This is a genomic window from Pararobbsia alpina, assembly GCF_902859895.1.
Classification (GTDB): Bacteria; Pseudomonadota; Gammaproteobacteria; order Burkholderiales; family Burkholderiaceae; genus Pararobbsia; species Pararobbsia alpina.
The window spans coordinates 1-14,734 of sequence record NZ_CADIKM010000039.1 but is presented as its reverse complement, the minus strand read 5'-3'; the positions used below and the strand labels follow the sequence as shown (position 1 = coordinate 14,734).

Genomic DNA, 14,734 nt, shown 5'->3' with positions numbered 1-14,734 from the left:
GACCTGCCGCGTCACATCCACGAACTTACATAGCTCACTTCAAGGGACGAACGCGATGGAGCGACCTGCAGTCTTCCTCGATAAGGATGGCACGCTCCTTGAGGACGTTCCATTCAACGTCGACCCCGAACGGATGCGCCTCGCGCCACGTGCGGCGGATGCTCTCCGCCTGCTTGGTAGCCTTGACGTGCCACTCATCGTAATTAGCAACCAGAGCGGGGTCGCACTGGACAAGTTCGAACTAGGCGCACTATACGCAGTACAGGCCCACCTCGAAGCGCTATTCACCGAGCAGGGTGCACACCTCACGGGTTTCTACACCTGCCCTCATCATCCGCAAGGCACGGTGGCCATCTATGCGGTGCGCTGTGCGTGCCGCAAGCCTCAGCCCGGCATGCTCTACCTGGCGGCCGCGCTGCACGCAGTGGACCTCTCACGCAGTTGGCTCGTTGGAGATATTCTCGACGACGTCGAGGCGGGCAACCGCTCAGGTTGCAAGACGGTTCTGGTCGACAACGGTAATGAGACGCTCCGGGCGCACGGCCCCTTCCGTACGCCCGATTTGATCGTCGGCGACCTTTTTCAGGCCGCCTGCGCTATCAGCAGGACGTTCGGGCCTCGAAAATACACGGTCGTCAGTGACGCGAGGGCGAAATGAAAGACCTACCGGCGATCACGGTCTCCAATCGCACCGCCCATCCGCGGGTTCCGGACGTCCATCCAGCCACGCACTGGGGCAGCGAAGTCAAACGTATCTTGTGTGTCCGCCTCGATAACCTCGGCGATATTCTGATGACCACCCCGGCGCTGCATGCACTCCGCGGCACGACGCCGGGACGCCACTTAACTTTGCTCGCGTCGACGGCGGGATCAGCGATCGCGCCGTTGCTCCCCGATGTCGACGAGGTAATACGCTACGACGCACCGTGGGTCAAACATCCCCCATGTCTCGGCAGCGATACGCCGATCTGGGAAATGCTCGCAGCAGGCCGTTTCGACGCAGCCGTGATTTTTACCGTCTACAGCCAAAACCCGTTGCCGGCCGCGATGCTGTGTCATCTCGCGGGTATTCCGCGCCGGCTCGCCCACTGCAGGGAAAATCCCTACGCGCTTCTGACGCATTGGGCACCCGAGACCGAGCCCGAGTGCGGCACGCGCCACGAAGTGCTTCGCCAGCTCGCACTGGTCGAGCGCGTCGGCGCGCATGTCGACGACGCCCGCATGCATCTCGTAGTGCCGGCTGCCGACGCGGCTACCGTCGAGGTCAAGCTTGCCGCGAGGGGTATCGATATCGACGTGCCGTTACTCGTGGTCCATCCGGGCGCAACCGCGCCTTCGCGTCGCTATCCTGTCGAGCGTTTCGCGCAGGCCGCCGAGCATATCATCGAGTCGCTTGGCTGCACCGTCATCGTCACGGGCGACGAAAGCGAACGTCCTTTGGGCGATCAGTTTCAACGGACTTGTCCTCGTGCCCACAATTTCATTGGCCTACTAAGCCTTGCTGAGCTTTGTGCTTTGATTAAGGGCGCCCAGGTCCTCGTCTCGAACAACAGTGGTCCTGTGCATATCGCATCCGCCCTATGCACACCGGTAGTCGACCTTTACGCACTAACCAATCCCCAACACGGGCCCTGGCAAACTCCGCATCGGTTGCTGTTTGAAGACGTCGAGTGCCGCTGGTGCTACCGGAGCGTATGTACCGAGGGCCACCACCGCTGCCTGACCGGGGTTAGCTTCGAAGCGGTAGTCGATGCAGTCCACGCACTCTGGTCGCAGAGCCAACGTCGCCGCCCGGCTGCGCAGCCGGCTGGCCTCGTTTTGTCTCCTCCCCATCCCCTGTAAAGCGATATCGTTATGTACACACTAGGCATCAATGCGGTCTATCACGACAGTGCGGCAGCACTTGTCAAGGACGGACATGTAATCGCGGCGGCGGAGGATGAACGCTTTACCCATATCAAGCATGCGAAACGACCTGTGCCGTTCGCGACATGGCAATTGCCCTTCGAGGCGATTGACTATTGTCTCAAGGAGGCTGGCATCACGCTCGCCGATGTGGATCACGTAGCCTACTCATATGATCCGCAGCTGTTTCCTGGCATGCCCTCGGAGCCCGACGCCACCATCGCTTTGCCGTTCAAACCCGGCAAACGTGCAAGCCCGCATCTGGACGGATCGCCTTGGGATCCCCTGTTTCTTAGCTACATCGTCAATGCGTGCGCGCAGTTGCTGGACGGGGCGCCCCACCATCTCCACAAGCGCTTCCGTTGTGTGGACCGCGAAAACGCGTTCCGCTGGCACTATGTCGACCATCATCTGTCGCATGAAGCAAGCGCGTTCCTCGCTGCGCCATTTGATGATACCGCCGTGTTGACGATGGACGGTCGCGGCGAAGGCGTGACAACGAGCCTCGGCCGATTTGTCCGCGGCGAGTACAAACGGCTCAAGCAAATCGAACTTCCGCATTCACTTGGATTGCTGTACGAGTCGGTGACTGACTACCTCGGCTTCCTTCACTCGTCAGATGAGTACAAAGTGATGGCGCTCGCGTCCTACGGCAAGCCGGCGTACCTTGATACATTCCGCGAGATCGTCAACTATTCTGGCAATGGCGGATATACCGTCGGTAGCTTGAGCCTGACAGAACGCTTCGGTCCGGCGCGTGAGCGCGGCGATCGGCTCGAGCAGCGGCATTTCGATATCGCGCATTCGCTGCAAAAGGTCCTCGAGGAAACCGTGCTTGAGCTCGCAAGCTGGCTTCACGCCCAGACGGGTCTCAAAAATCTCGTGATGGCTGGCGGAGTCGCGTTGAACTGTGTGATGAACTCGGTGATACGCGACCGCGGTCCCTTCAAGGACGTCTGGGTCCAGCCTGCCGCTGGTGATGCCGGAACATCGCTTGGCGCCGCACTGTGGATTGACTACTGTGAGCGGCGCAACGGCGCTCGGCCCTGGCGCATGACCCACGCCTATCTCGGCCCCGGCTATACGGACGATGAAGTTGAAGCTTTCCTCCGGTGGTCGAAACTCCCATACCGGCGCTTGGGCGATATCGCCACCGAGGCGGCGGAGATCCTCGCCACCAACAGAGTAATTGGCTGGTTTCAGGGTCGCACCGAGTTTGGTCCACGCGCACTCGGTGCGCGATCCATACTTGCGTCCCCCATCGATGCGGGGATGCAGGGGCGACTCAATGAGATCAAAGATCGTGAAGACTTTCGGCCTGTCGCGCCAGTCGTCATGGAGGAACACGCGCATGAATGGTTCGTCGGCGCGAAAGCGGCGCCATTCATGCTTTTCGTCTTCGATGTGCAGCCCGACAAGGCTTCGCGAATTCCTGCGGTCCGGCACGTGGACGGTACTGCGCGCGTACAGACCATCAACGAAACGCAGCATCCGCTGTACTACCGATTGCTGAGTGCATTTCACGCCCGCACGGGCGTGCCAGTGCTCGTGAATACGTCGTTCAATACGCGCGGAGAGCCTATGGTGTGTTCCCCGCGGGATGCGATTGAGTCGTTTTGGACTTCTCCACTTGACGCGCTTGTGATCGGGCCGTTCCTAATCGAGAAGACTGGGGCCTAGCATGACTCGCTATCGGGTCCAGTGGAATGCTGCAGCCGAAACCCAAGAAGACACGGCCTGTGAAGCGTCGCCGTCCGGCGCTGGGCCAGCAGTCGAACCGGCTTGTTCTGTAAATCCCGACCTCGCGATTTCGGTGGTGGTGCCGACCTACCGCCGCCCGGAGTTGCTGATGCGCTGCCTCGGCTGTCTTCTTCTTCAGACCTTCGACGCCTCGCGTTACGAGATCATCGTCTGCGACGACGGTCCTGACGATGATACCCGCAAGGCAGTGCACGAACTGGCGCGACTACATGCAGAGGCAGGTCCATTGATCCGCTATCTTGCTATCACAGCGACACAGGGACCGGCCGCCGCACGAAACGCGGGCTGGCGTATCGCGAGCGCGCCGTTGGTCGCCTTTACTGACGACGACACGGAACCGGCGGCACAGTGGCTCAGCGAGGGGATAGCCGCCTTTGACGGCAGCGCGGGGGCGGTGGTGGGGCACATCGATGTTCCGCTTCCGCCTCGGCCCACGGATTATGAGCTCGATGCGAGTGGCCTCGCGCGCGCAGAATTTGCGACCGCAAATGTCTTTGTCGAGCGCGCAGCCTTGATTCGCACGAGAGGATTCGATGAACGCTTCACATCTGCGTGGAGAGAAGATTCAGATCTCCAGTTCGCACTGCTGGCCGCGGGCATTCCGATAGGACGTGCGGAGCGCGCGGTCGTACGACATCCCGTGCGTCCGGCTCGCTGGGGAGTTAGCCTGAGCCAGCAACGTAAAAGTCAGTTCGACGCGTTGCTCTTCAAAAAGTATCCTACACAATTCTGTTCACACATTTCCGCACATGCGCCTCACTTTTACTACGCAGTGCTATTGGCCGCAATGTCGGCGCTTATCGCCGCCTTCGCGGGCCATTTCACCCTCGCGGCATGCGCAACGCTAATTTGGGCCGCCCTGACCCTGACGTTCTGTTTTCGGCGTCTGGCGGGCACGTCGCGTACTGTGATCCACGTACTGGAAATGCTGTGGACCTCGATGTGGATCCCCTTCTTGTCGATCTACTGGAGGTGCTACGGCGCCCTCAAATTCCGCGTGTGGTTTCCATGAGATCGCCTCTCTTTCATCCCGACGACGTCAACCGGATCGCTGTCTTCCGCGCTTTGCAGCTTGGCGACATGCTCTGCGCCATGCCCGCACTGCGTGCCCTCCGTCAAGCATATCCAAGCGCAAGTATCACCTTGGTCGGCCTGCCGTGGGCGCAAAGCTTCATCGAGCGTTATGACACTGTATTTGACGACCTAATCGTATTTCCTGGCGCGTTGGGTTTCCCTGAACAGGAAGAATCCGACAAGGAACTGCCCAATTTCGTTCGCCTAGTACGCTCGCGCGCCTTTGACCTGGCGATCCAGTTGCACGGGAGCGGCGGCATCGCTAACGATATCGTCGGGCAGTTCGGTGCGCGCTTCCAGGCGGGATTCCTCAAAGCCGGAGAGCCGCCGCGGCAGGGTTGTTTCATTCCATGGCCCGATGACGTGTCCGAACCTTCGCGTTACATAATGCTGATGGAGGAGCTAGGTCTGCAAGCAGAAGAATTCGCTCTCGAAATTCCGCTCGGACCTCGCGATATGGACGAAAGTGAAGCACTGATCGGAAGACTCGGGATGAAACCTGCACGCCTCGTGCTCGTCCATCCTGGTGCACAGCTCGCGTCGCGCCGGTGGCCAGCCGAACGGTTTTCGAAGGTCGCCGACAAACTGGCCACCGCGGGCTGGCAGATAGCGATCACAGGCACCGCGGCCGAGCGCGAGCTGACCTCGTGTGTGCTCGGCGGAATGGCCCGCGCCGCGCTTCACCTCGCGGGCCTGACCTCCCTGGGCTGCCTGGCAGCACTTGCCGGGCGGGCTCGCCTGATAGTGGCGAATGACACGAGCATCTCGCATATCGCCGCAGCCATGCGTACTCCGAGCGTGATCATCGCGTCGGGTAGCGATACGCGTCGCTGGGCGCCCGTCGACCGCGAACGTCATCGCGTCTTGTCTAGTTGGCCTCCATGTCGTCCTTGTTCATTCGCCGAGTGCCCGTACGGACACGAGTGCGCGCTCGATGTTACTGTCGCGCAGGTTGTAGATGCCTGTCTTGAACAGCTCGGCGAGAAGGCAAGAAAAGACGATCGCGTCGCTTGGCGGGCTAACGCAGCGCGGATAAATGACAACCTAGAGCCGCCCGGTCTGGGAGCATCCTCTGTTCCCGCCCTCGATTCCACGTTGCACTGGACCGACTCGGAGACTATCTACCGCGCCAGGCACTCGCGTGCAATCCGATCGCCGCATTTTCCGAGGATACGATGACTCAGAATCCTCCGCGGCGTCTGCGTGTGCTGACCTGGCATGTGCACGGCAACTACCTCTACTATCTCACCCAAGCTCAGCACGAGTTTCATATTGTGACTCGCCCCGGCTTTCCACCTGGATACGCGGGCGCGGCCGGCGCGCTGCCGTGGGGTAGCAATCTTTATGAGGTTCGCGCCGAGGACGTGGCCCTACACGAATTCGATGTCATCCTGTACCAGCATCGGCACCACTGGGATAACGACCGCCTCACGCTTCTAACCGACACGCAGCGGCGCCTACCGCGCGTCTATATCGAACATGATCCGCCGCAGCACCAGCCGTTCGAACAGCGCCATTGGGTCCAGGATGCGGATACGCTGATCGTACATGTCACCCACTTCAACCAGTTGATGTGGGATTGCGGGTCCACCCCTACGCGCGTCATCGAGCACGGGGTATTGGTTCCTCGCAACGTTCGATACAGCGGCGAGCTCGGGCGCGGCGTAGTTGTTATCAATAACCTTAGCAAACGCGGCCGCCGGCTTGGCAGTGACGTGTATGCCGACGTCCGAGCGCAGTTGCCGCTCGATCTCGTCGGCATCAACGCGGAGGTGGTGGGTGGACTCGGCGAAATTCCCAACCCCGCTCTCGCCGCGTTCTGCGCGCGGTATCGCTTTTTCTTCAATCCGATTCGCTGGACTAGCCTCGGTCTCGCCATCGTTGAAGCCATGACGATCGGTATGCCAATTGTGGGCCTTGCGACTACCGAACTCGCGACAGTCATTCGCAACGGCGAGAGCGGCTACATCGACACGAACGTCGATACCCTCGTAGATGCTATGCGCAACTTGCTCGACGACCCCGTAGAGGCTCGCCGCCTGGGCGAGGGCGCACGTCGCATTGCGATCGAACGATTCGGAATAGAGCGTTTTGCGCACGAGTGGACAGAGACATTGAACGCCGTTGCACGTTGAACCGGAGCGAGAGACGAAGGCATGCTACCTGGAGTCTGTTGCGCGCTTGCCCTGAATCATCTACGAGGCACCACCATGAAAGAAATGTACCGCAAACGCATCCTCGTGACCGGCGGAGCCGGCTTTCTCGGCTCGCATCTCTGCGAAAGACTCGTCGCACTCGGCCACGACGTTCTATGCGCCGACAATTTCTATACGGGAACGAAAGACAATATTGCACACCTACTCGACTGCCAGAATTTCGAGGTGATGCGCCACGACATCACTTTTCCACTCTATGTCGAGGTCGATCAAATCTATAACCTCGCTTGCCCGGCATCGCCCGTTCATTACCAACTCGACCCGGTCCAGACTACCAAGACCAGTGTCCATGGTGCAATCAATATGCTCGGGCTCGCCAAGCGTGTGAAAGCGCGGATTTTCCAGGCCTCGAGCAGTGAAGTCTATGGCGACGCGCGCGTGCATCCACAGCGTGAAGACTACTGGGGACACGTCAACCCGATCGGGCCGCGCTCCTGTTATGACGAAGGCAAGCGCTGTGCCGAGACGCTGTTCGTCGACTATCGACGCCAGCACGGTTTGTCGATCAAGATTGCGAGAATATTTAATACTTACGGCCCGCGCATGCATCCTGATGACGGACGCGTGGTCTCGAACTTCTTCATGCAGGCGCTTCGTGGCGAACCGATCACAGTTTACGGGAATGGGTCGCAGACGCGTTCATTCTGCTATGTCGACGACATGATCGACGCATTCGTTCGGCTGATGGAATCGGCGGACGAAGTCACTGGCCCCATCAACCTCGGCAACCCTTTTGAAGTATCAATGCTCGACATTGCTCGACAAATTTCTGAACTGGTCGGATCCAACTCGGAGATCGCATTCAGACCTCTGCCTACTGATGATCCGTGGCATAGGCAGCCCGATGTCGCGCTCGCACGCGATCTGTTGGACTGGAAACCGCGTATTGGACTCGCCGAAGGATTGCTGCGAACGGCCGACTATTTTCGGCGGGCTCGTCGGCAAATCTCCGACTTGCAGAGTGCCGCCGCTCTCTAGGCAGCCCCCCGCTCGGTTGTGGGCCGCTCAATTCTAGCCGCTCGGTCAGATCATTGGTATCGCCTGCCGAGTAGGAGATGACCGCGCAGCGGGAGACAGTCGCTCTACCAACTAACCGCACACAAGTACGGCCCTCGCGGACGCAATGGTTTCAGGGAGTCAAGCAAAGCGAGGAGCGCCGCGGGGTCCGCCGGCTTTATCAGACTGTGTTCAAAGCCGGCTTGTCGCCAGCGCTTTATGTCATCCACCTGACCATAGCCCGAGAGCGCGATGAGCAACGACCGATTGCAATGACGCGCGCTCCCGTATGCACCGCGCCAGTTCAAAACCGTCCGTGCCCGGCATGCGCAGGTCGATGATAATGGCCCGCGGTGTGCCCTGCGCCAACAATGCCGCCCGCTAGGTGCCGCAGAAGCATCATGGCCAAAATGGCTGAAGACCATTTGCATCGCATCGGCGGCGTCGGCGTTGTCGTCAACTACCAGGACCTTCATCCCCGTCATCGCGCGAGGAAACGCTGCGTTTTCCGGCGAGTCAGTCCGCGGACGCGGGACAACAAGCGGAAGCATTACCGTAAACGCAGGTCAGATCCCTTCCCGGCTCAGCAGATCGAGATTGTTGGCAAGAGTCCTGCCCATACCACAGCGAGGGGGGCGCGTCGCCTGCCGCGCAGACGCCGGCAAATGAACTCGGTAGCACCAAAAACGCAAATGCAGCCGTCTCAGCTTTCACAATGCGTGGCCTCAAAAAAGTCCACGTCAGTAGTTTTTGAGGTTAGAACCGATTCCCCGTTGGCGCACACCGCGGACGAATGCTTGTTCATTCACGAGACAAGAAGCGACACCAAGAGGGCGGATCGTTAAGGCTTGGCGAGACTCTGGTCCACCAGTTCGCTGAGGCCACGCAGCGGCACTCCGATCCATTCCGGCCGATTGGCCACTTCGTACCGGATCTCATAAGCCGCTTTCTCAAGCATAAAAAGCCTGAGCAACACCGAAAAGGTTTGCTCGTCACCGGCGACATTGAGCTGTGCGATGGCGAGCGCGTCGTGATATGCCGACAAAAAAGCGGCCTCTGCGTGCACATAGAAGTTTTCAAGTATTTCCGACACGTCTTCGTCGAGGCGCTCGCCATGGCCCGCGAACTCAGCGCCTACCGTTGCGCTCGCATAGCGCAGAGACCGCAGCATGCCAGCAATATCCCGTAGCGGGCTGGCTTTCTTCCGTCGCTCTTCAAGGGTCCTCCCGGGTTCGCCCTCGAAGTCGATCAGGTAAGCGTCGCCGTCAGCGATTAGTACCTGACCGAGATGAAGATCGCCATGGATGCGAAAACAGAGTGGGGCGACGCCTACGGGCGAAACAGCGCGCACGTGGTCCAACACTGCCGTACGCCGCTCCAGCAGACTCCTGGCTAGCGCGCGGTCGGCATCATTCAGCGTATCGAGCCGACTGCCGAGGATATCGAGAGCTGAGCGGATCAGCTCGACAGTTCCACTCGTCCAGGAAGCCACGTCCTCGTCGGTGGCCGTTTGCGGCGAAAAGGCCTCTTCTTCTGTAGGCGAAGCGAGCACGGCGTGAAGCTCCCCCAAGCGACGGCCGATGTTCGCCGAAAGCTGGCAATAGGCGTCCATACGACTTTGTAGAGCTTCGGGACAATTGCGGTCCACCACCTCATCGTCGCGCCGGGCATCTTCTACGGCTTGTCGCATATGGGCAAGCGACAAGCTCCAGGCGTCGCCTTCATTGGGAATAAAGCCCTGCAGGATACAAAGCGTGTGGGGCGCACCTTCGGTATCCACGCGCACGACTTCGCCGACCAACGGACCGGCGTGGGTATAACCGTGCGCCGTCAGATAGCGCGTCATTTCCGCCTCTGGATGAGTCCCCCCCACCACACGCCTCACCAGCTTCAGGACTACCTTCTCGTCAATTACCAGAGAGCTGTTGCTCTGTTCAGCCGACAGCCAGCGGATGCACGACAGCTCGCGTTCACCGAGGTCGAGTGTGTCGAGTCGGTCTGTTGGCCTGAAAACAATTTCGCCTGCATCGGGCGTTTCGAGAACCGTATGATCTTTCAGCATCGCCAGCAGACCCCACGAAAATTCTGGGACGGCGAACGCGTCGACAAGAAGACCGCCGGCGGCGTGGTCGTGCCGGTCGAGTCGCGCAATCGCCTGCTCCGGATGCGACTCCGGGACGTCGCTGAGGTCCGGCACAACTGAAAGCGGCAGAAAGTAGCGTTCCGCTTCGTGGGGCAGCAGTACTTCGAATTCGGCAAACGCAAATCCAGCAACATCAGCACGCGCATATACGGCGAGCTGCACCGCGCTGCGCTGCTGGTGTTTACACGCAAACCACCGGCGCTGGCCAAGGTACGCTTCCCACACCACAGATTGAAGCGAAGAAATCTCCTCGCGCGCGGGACATACAACGCGAGAGGCTGGCGACCCACTCCCGGTAGGCAGTTCCTGTGCTCCCAGCATGTCGTCGTTCGGCTCGACGCGCGTGTTGCCCGGTTTTCCCCTGTCCGGCGTTTCAGCGTTCACGTTTGCCTCTATTGGCTATGCCAACCTCTTGCCCGCCGTCGCGCTGTCCCCCTTCGAATTACTGCCCGAGGAACTGCGAGCGAGTGCGGCTGCAAGTTTTGCCTCCGCCGGAACTGGCAACTTTTCCACTGTCGCCGACGTCTCGCAGATGGCGGCATCGCTATCACCGGGCCCTCGCAACAATTGCGCGCTCATTACGTCAATCGCTTCGACGATTTCAGCGGGGATCGCGTAATGCACCATGTGGCCGGCGCCTGGTGCTACGACAAGCGTGCTATGGGGGATTGCCCGATGCAGCCGGACTGAATTCGAATCCGGATCGATCACCTTGTCATCCGCGCCTGCAAAAATACTGACTCGCATCTGGAGGTTCCAATAACGGGACTTGAAATGTGCGGCGGCCGGGATCATGAACGCGGCATCCTCGGCCTGAGCTCTGATTTGCACTGGACGGAGCACCAATTCACGCTTGACAGACTCAAAGAAGTTACCTGGCACGGGTGCCGGGGCGAACATCGCTTGCACGGTGCGCTTCAGCAACAGGCGGCCGGTCAACGGCGAAACCGTATAACGCAGGACGTCACCAACGATAGGGAGCGCTGCCGGCGCAGCAAGCGCTACATCTGCGCGTGCGGTCGGATAGTAGTAACCGGAGATCAGCACGAGGCCGCGCACGTCTGTGGCGGCGCGATCTGCCATACCCAGTGCGACAAGAGCGCCCCATGAATGTCCGAGCACGACGGGTTGCTCAACGCCAATTTGCACGAGTGCCCGTTGTATCAATGCTGCCTGGGCTTGGGCGGTCCACAGCCGGTCGCGGGGTCGGCCGCTGTAGCCGAAACCCGGGCGGTCGAAGGCGATCACGCGGTGCCGCTCAGCCAATCGGTCGATTAACCCGCTGGCAATAAAATCCTGCAGCAGCACGGCGTTTCCGTGCAGAAGCACCACGGGGGGCCCTTCGCCTTTGTCGACGTAATGAAGCGGTACACCGTCGACTTCGACGAAGAGGCCGTCTGGCGGGTTGTCGCGTTCGGCTTTACGGGCACGATGTTCGACCCATAGCGCACTGATGGCGGCGGTAGCCGTGGCGGCCGCGAGCGCTCCGATCATCTTGGTGGATACAGCAACTTTGTTGAAAGAGCGGCGCATGACTTCTCCACAAATGGCTAGGCGGAAGGACGACCAACGTCGGGAGAAAATCGGCCGCCCTGCCCCCGCGTGTGAGTGCCCAATGGCTTTGTCTGCGCTGATCCGCGCGACTAAACATGGGTTTCTCATTTTTTCGCGCAACGATCGTGCCGCGCCGTGGATGGAGCAGCGCCGCGCGACGCCATCAATCCGACGCAGTCGGTTGCCCCAGCGAGCCCTGACAACCACGCGCATCCATTCATCGACAAAGACCAGCGGATAGCAGCGACTGCAACCAGCCCACGCCCTTGTGCAAATCTTGAGTTCTGCCTCTTCGGCGCACTGCCAGGTGCAACGCGCCTTATACAACGCATACGTGTCATATATGCAATCTGAGGCCAGCGTCATCGAAGATTCGGGTCCACCAGAGCGTCTATAAACGACGGACCATTGGAAAATCCCGGAGCGGGCGATGTTCAAACCGCTCTTCCCGAAAGCATTGGCCGTGTCTGACCGATGGGCGCGTGCGGGATTCAATCCCTTCGGACAGACATCGACGCAACTCATGATGGTTCGGCAGCGAAACAGCCTATATAGCTTCGAGAGTGTCCAGACGCTGAGCGGTCGCCTCGTCGCGTTAATCAACAATGAAGCGGTATGCGTGAAGCGGCCCGCCGAGCCAAAGAACTTATCGGGATTCCATTAATACGACGGACACGCAATCGAGCAGCACGGCTCAAGGTTGCGGTGAGCGCGCCGAGCGAGACAACAGTCATCTTCGTAGTTGCCGCTCCAACTGGTCGGCATGAATGCGGAGGCGACGCGTGGACTAGGCGAAATCGACACTACTCGACAAATTTGTGAACGCCGCGCTCAGGCAGCCCCGCGCCCGGTCGTGGGCCGCTCCAATTCTAACCGCTCGGTCAGGTCATTGGTATCGCCTGCCCTTGCGGACGCAATGGTTTCAGGGAGTCAAGCAAAGCGAGGAGCGCTGCGGGGTCCGCCGGCTTTATCAGATGGTGTTCAAAGCCGGCTTCTCGCGAGCGCTTTATGTCATCCAACTGACCATAGCCCGAGAGTGCAATGAGCACGACCGATCGCAATGACGCGCGCTCCCGTATGCACCGCGCCAGTTCAAAACCGTCCATGCCCGGCGTGCGCAGGTCGATGATAATGGCCCGCGGTGTGCCCTGCGCCAACAATGCCAACGCCGCCGGCCCGCTGTGTGCCGCAGAAGCATCATGGCCAAAATGGCTGAGGAGCATTTGCATCGCATCGGCGGCGTCGCCGTTGTCGTCAACTACCAGGACCTTGATCCCCGTCATCGCGCGAGGAAACGCTGCGTTTTCCGGCGAGTCAGTCCTCGGACGCGGGACAACAATCGGAAGCATTAGCGTAAACGTGTCTTCCCCTTCCTGGCCCATCGCTGCGGACAGATACGGTGCCTCCATGCGCCCCCGCCAGTTCCCTGACCACCGAAAGCCCGATGCCAAGACCTCCCTCCCGATGACTTCGTCCGTTCGCAGACTGGGAAAACAGTTCGAATGCCAGCCAGCGCCCCTGCTTCTATGCCGATGCCCGTATCCTTGACCCGCACCTGAAGCTCGCGTCCATCGACCTCGGCGCTTAAAGTGATCTAGCCTCCCGAAGGTGTGAATTTGCAGGCGTTGTGCAAGAGGTTGTCAACCATTTGTGCGAACCGGACCGGGTCGCAGTCGACGTAGGGATCGCCTATGGGATGCTCGACAGTTAGGCGGATGTGGTGTTGTGAGATGAGCGGCGCGGCGACATCGGCAGCATTGGAAATGACTTGCGAGAGGCGGCACAGTGTCTCGTTGGATGACCAGCTTTCCGCGCGAAATTCGCGCGGCATCCAGCAGATCGCTGATCAGCCGGCTCAGTTGCTGTACCTGCCGGCGAATGATCTTCACCGCTTGCGCGGCATCCGCCCCCCTGTCGAACAATTCGACTGCAGAACGGATGGGTGCAAGCGGATTGCGAAGCTCTGGGCCAGCAGCGCGAGGAATTCGTCCTTGCGCTGGCTCTCCCCGGCGAGCTTGCTCTCTAGTTTCTTGCGCTCAGTGAGGTCGATCAACACGTTGACTGCCCCCACGACACGACCGTCGCGGTCGCGAACCAATCGCGGGTGCATGACGATATTCCGACGGGTGCCGTCTGGGCGTTCGAGCATGGCTTCCACCGAGCCGACATCGCGCCCCCTTCTGAGCGCAAGGCACGTCGGACATTTGTCGTGGTTCAGGGGCGTGCCGTCGGCGAAAAGCAGTTTGAACGAGCCGCAGAAAATCGCTTTGCCCGGACCCGGAGCCCGTCCCCACAAATCGCTCGCAGCGGAGTTGTAGACGGTGATGCGTCCGGTCGGGTCGCAGCAGTACACAGCTTCCGGCAAAAGTTCCACCAACCCCACGCAAATGCCGGGTGAGTTCTCGCCGAGATGTAATTGGAAGGCGTCTAGGAGCGGCCGGGCGTCCAGATGAAAATCACGTGCTTGCATGATCGCCTGATGCCTCCTCGATCGGCTTCGCTCGCTCCGCCGGAATGGCCACCTTTAGACGAGTCCTAGACGGCCAGGGACGAAAAATCAGCTTATACCAAGGCGGAGTTAATGTCAGACGAAAGCCCAATGCCGAGCGTCCAAATTTACGACACACCAAGCATGTGTCCGATAAGGAACGATTGCCCATTGTCACAATTGACTTTTTTCGCCGAGCGTGCCTGGCCTTCCCCTCCTTCTCGATCGGCTGGCTCCCCTTTTTTGCGTAACCCTATCATTGCAACGCAGACACGCGTGGGTTTGATTCCAGGCGACTGGACCGCTTCGTCGAGGACGTCGTGAAGAGATTTCAAAGGCACACGCAGGATGGCGTGCCTTGGTCAGTTGCTTTAGCTTGTACTCGCGGGAACGGGAACGCGATATGCGCTCCCTTGACACGCCGCATCTTTTTCGCGGCGCACGCCGCATCCGCCAGGACGACTGTTCTGAGACCCGAGCGCCCCCGAATGGGTGCGAGTTGCCTCCAGGCTCCTCGCCGCTCGGTTGAGCTTCGCATTCTGCGGTCGACGAATGATGGCCTGCAGAGCGAACGATCGTCACTCCCCTCAAAAAGGA

At 60.0% G+C, this 14,734-nt stretch carries 14 protein-coding genes; 8 read left to right on the top strand and 6 right to left on the bottom strand.

Features of this window, described 5'->3' with window-relative positions:
* Positions 1–55: 55 nt before the first annotated feature.
* The 7 genes from HV670_RS24070 (at position 56) to HV670_RS24040 (ending at position 7,934) form a co-directional block, all read left to right on the top strand.
* On the top strand, positions 56–658 hold the full coding sequence (locus HV670_RS24070; RefSeq protein WP_175107516.1) for a D-glycero-alpha-D-manno-heptose-1,7-bisphosphate 7-phosphatase: 603 nt from the start codon (positions 56–58) through the stop codon (positions 656–658).
* Positions 655–1,842, top strand: coding sequence for a glycosyltransferase family 9 protein (locus HV670_RS24065; protein ID WP_175107515.1), 1,188 nt, complete (start codon positions 655–657; stop codon positions 1,840–1,842). The genes HV670_RS24070 and HV670_RS24065 overlap by 4 nt, the downstream gene beginning before the upstream one ends.
* 12 nt (positions 1,843–1,854) lie before the next feature.
* On the top strand, positions 1,855–3,585 hold the full coding sequence (locus HV670_RS24060) for a carbamoyltransferase family protein (protein ID WP_175107514.1): 1,731 nt from the start codon (positions 1,855–1,857) through the stop codon (positions 3,583–3,585).
* Between the two features lies 1 nt (position 3,586).
* A complete protein-coding gene (locus HV670_RS24055) occupies positions 3,587–4,678 on the top strand; it encodes a glycosyltransferase family 2 protein (RefSeq protein WP_175107513.1) in 1,092 nt (363 codons plus the stop codon).
* Entirely contained in the window at positions 4,675–5,919 is a 1,245-nt protein-coding gene (locus HV670_RS24050) for a glycosyltransferase family 9 protein (RefSeq protein ID WP_175107530.1), read from the top strand. Before HV670_RS24055 ends, HV670_RS24050 begins: the two co-directional genes overlap by 4 nt.
* Complete coding sequence (locus HV670_RS24045; protein WP_175107512.1) at positions 5,916–6,875, top strand: glycosyltransferase family 4 protein; 960 nt, start codon at positions 5,916–5,918, stop codon at positions 6,873–6,875. Before HV670_RS24050 ends, HV670_RS24045 begins: the two co-directional genes overlap by 4 nt.
* Positions 6,876–6,950: 75 nt before the next feature.
* Positions 6,951–7,934: a UDP-glucuronic acid decarboxylase family protein gene (locus tag HV670_RS24040; RefSeq protein ID WP_175107511.1), complete on the top strand. Its 984-nt coding sequence runs from the start codon at positions 6,951–6,953 to the stop codon at positions 7,932–7,934.
* An 859-nt stretch (positions 7,935–8,793) separates the two neighbouring features.
* Here HV670_RS24040 and HV670_RS24035 read toward each other — a convergent pair.
* A complete protein-coding gene (locus tag HV670_RS24035) occupies positions 8,794–10,479 on the bottom strand; it encodes a putative maltokinase (protein WP_175107510.1) in 1,686 nt (561 codons plus the stop codon).
* Between the two features lie 15 nt (positions 10,480–10,494).
* Positions 10,495–11,628, bottom strand: a complete 1,134-nt coding sequence (locus HV670_RS24030; RefSeq protein WP_175107509.1) for an alpha/beta fold hydrolase — start codon at positions 11,626–11,628, stop codon at positions 10,495–10,497.
* 451 nt (positions 11,629–12,079) lie between these two features.
* Between HV670_RS24030 and HV670_RS31925 the strand changes: the two genes are divergently transcribed.
* Complete coding sequence (locus tag HV670_RS31925; RefSeq protein WP_175107508.1) at positions 12,080–12,313, top strand: hypothetical protein; 234 nt, start codon at positions 12,080–12,082, stop codon at positions 12,311–12,313.
* A gap of 217 nt (positions 12,314–12,530) precedes the next feature.
* Here the strand turns inward: HV670_RS31925 and HV670_RS24020 are convergent, their stop codons facing one another.
* From HV670_RS24020 to HV670_RS24005, 4 genes are all read right to left on the bottom strand, one after another.
* Positions 12,531–13,058, bottom strand: coding sequence for a response regulator (locus HV670_RS24020; protein WP_175107507.1), 528 nt, complete (start codon positions 13,056–13,058; stop codon positions 12,531–12,533).
* The gene (locus HV670_RS32320; protein ID WP_175107529.1) at positions 12,964–13,158 is read right to left on the bottom strand and encodes an ATP-binding protein; all 195 of its coding nucleotides are present in this window, start codon (positions 13,156–13,158) and stop codon (positions 12,964–12,966) included. Before HV670_RS32320 ends, HV670_RS24020 begins: the two co-directional genes overlap by 95 nt.
* A 131-nt stretch (positions 13,159–13,289) precedes the next feature.
* Positions 13,290–13,571, bottom strand: a complete 282-nt coding sequence (locus HV670_RS32315; RefSeq protein WP_425511461.1) for a hypothetical protein — start codon at positions 13,569–13,571, stop codon at positions 13,290–13,292.
* Positions 13,535–14,119 carry a PAS domain-containing protein gene (locus HV670_RS24005; protein WP_175107506.1) on the bottom strand — a complete coding sequence of 195 codons (585 nt, stop codon included), beginning with the start codon at positions 14,117–14,119 and terminating at the stop codon, positions 13,535–13,537. Before HV670_RS24005 ends, HV670_RS32315 begins: the two co-directional genes overlap by 37 nt.
* Positions 14,120–14,734 lie beyond the last annotated feature (615 nt).

Coding starts and splice junctions, on each gene's coding strand:
- HV670_RS24065 (WP_175107515.1), top strand. CDS start 655: ATGAAAGACCTACCGGCGATCACGGTCTCCAATCGCACCGCCCATCCG.
- HV670_RS24020 (WP_175107507.1), bottom strand. CDS start 13,058: ATGGAGGCACCGTATCTGTCCGCAGCGATGGGCCAGGAAGGGGAAGAC.
- HV670_RS24045 (WP_175107512.1), top strand. CDS start 5,916: ATGACTCAGAATCCTCCGCGGCGTCTGCGTGTGCTGACCTGGCATGTG.
- HV670_RS24005 (WP_175107506.1), bottom strand. CDS start 14,119: ATGCAAGCACGTGATTTTCATCTGGACGCCCGGCCGCTCCTAGACGCC.
- HV670_RS31925 (WP_175107508.1), top strand. CDS start 12,080: ATGTTCAAACCGCTCTTCCCGAAAGCATTGGCCGTGTCTGACCGATGG.
- HV670_RS24040 (WP_175107511.1), top strand. CDS start 6,951: ATGAAAGAAATGTACCGCAAACGCATCCTCGTGACCGGCGGAGCCGGC.
- HV670_RS24050 (WP_175107530.1), top strand. CDS start 4,675: ATGAGATCGCCTCTCTTTCATCCCGACGACGTCAACCGGATCGCTGTC.
- HV670_RS24055 (WP_175107513.1), top strand. CDS start 3,587: ATGACTCGCTATCGGGTCCAGTGGAATGCTGCAGCCGAAACCCAAGAA.
- HV670_RS24070 (WP_175107516.1), top strand. CDS start 56: ATGGAGCGACCTGCAGTCTTCCTCGATAAGGATGGCACGCTCCTTGAG.
- HV670_RS24030 (WP_175107509.1), bottom strand. CDS start 11,628: ATGCGCCGCTCTTTCAACAAAGTTGCTGTATCCACCAAGATGATCGGA.
- HV670_RS24060 (WP_175107514.1), top strand. CDS start 1,855: ATGTACACACTAGGCATCAATGCGGTCTATCACGACAGTGCGGCAGCA.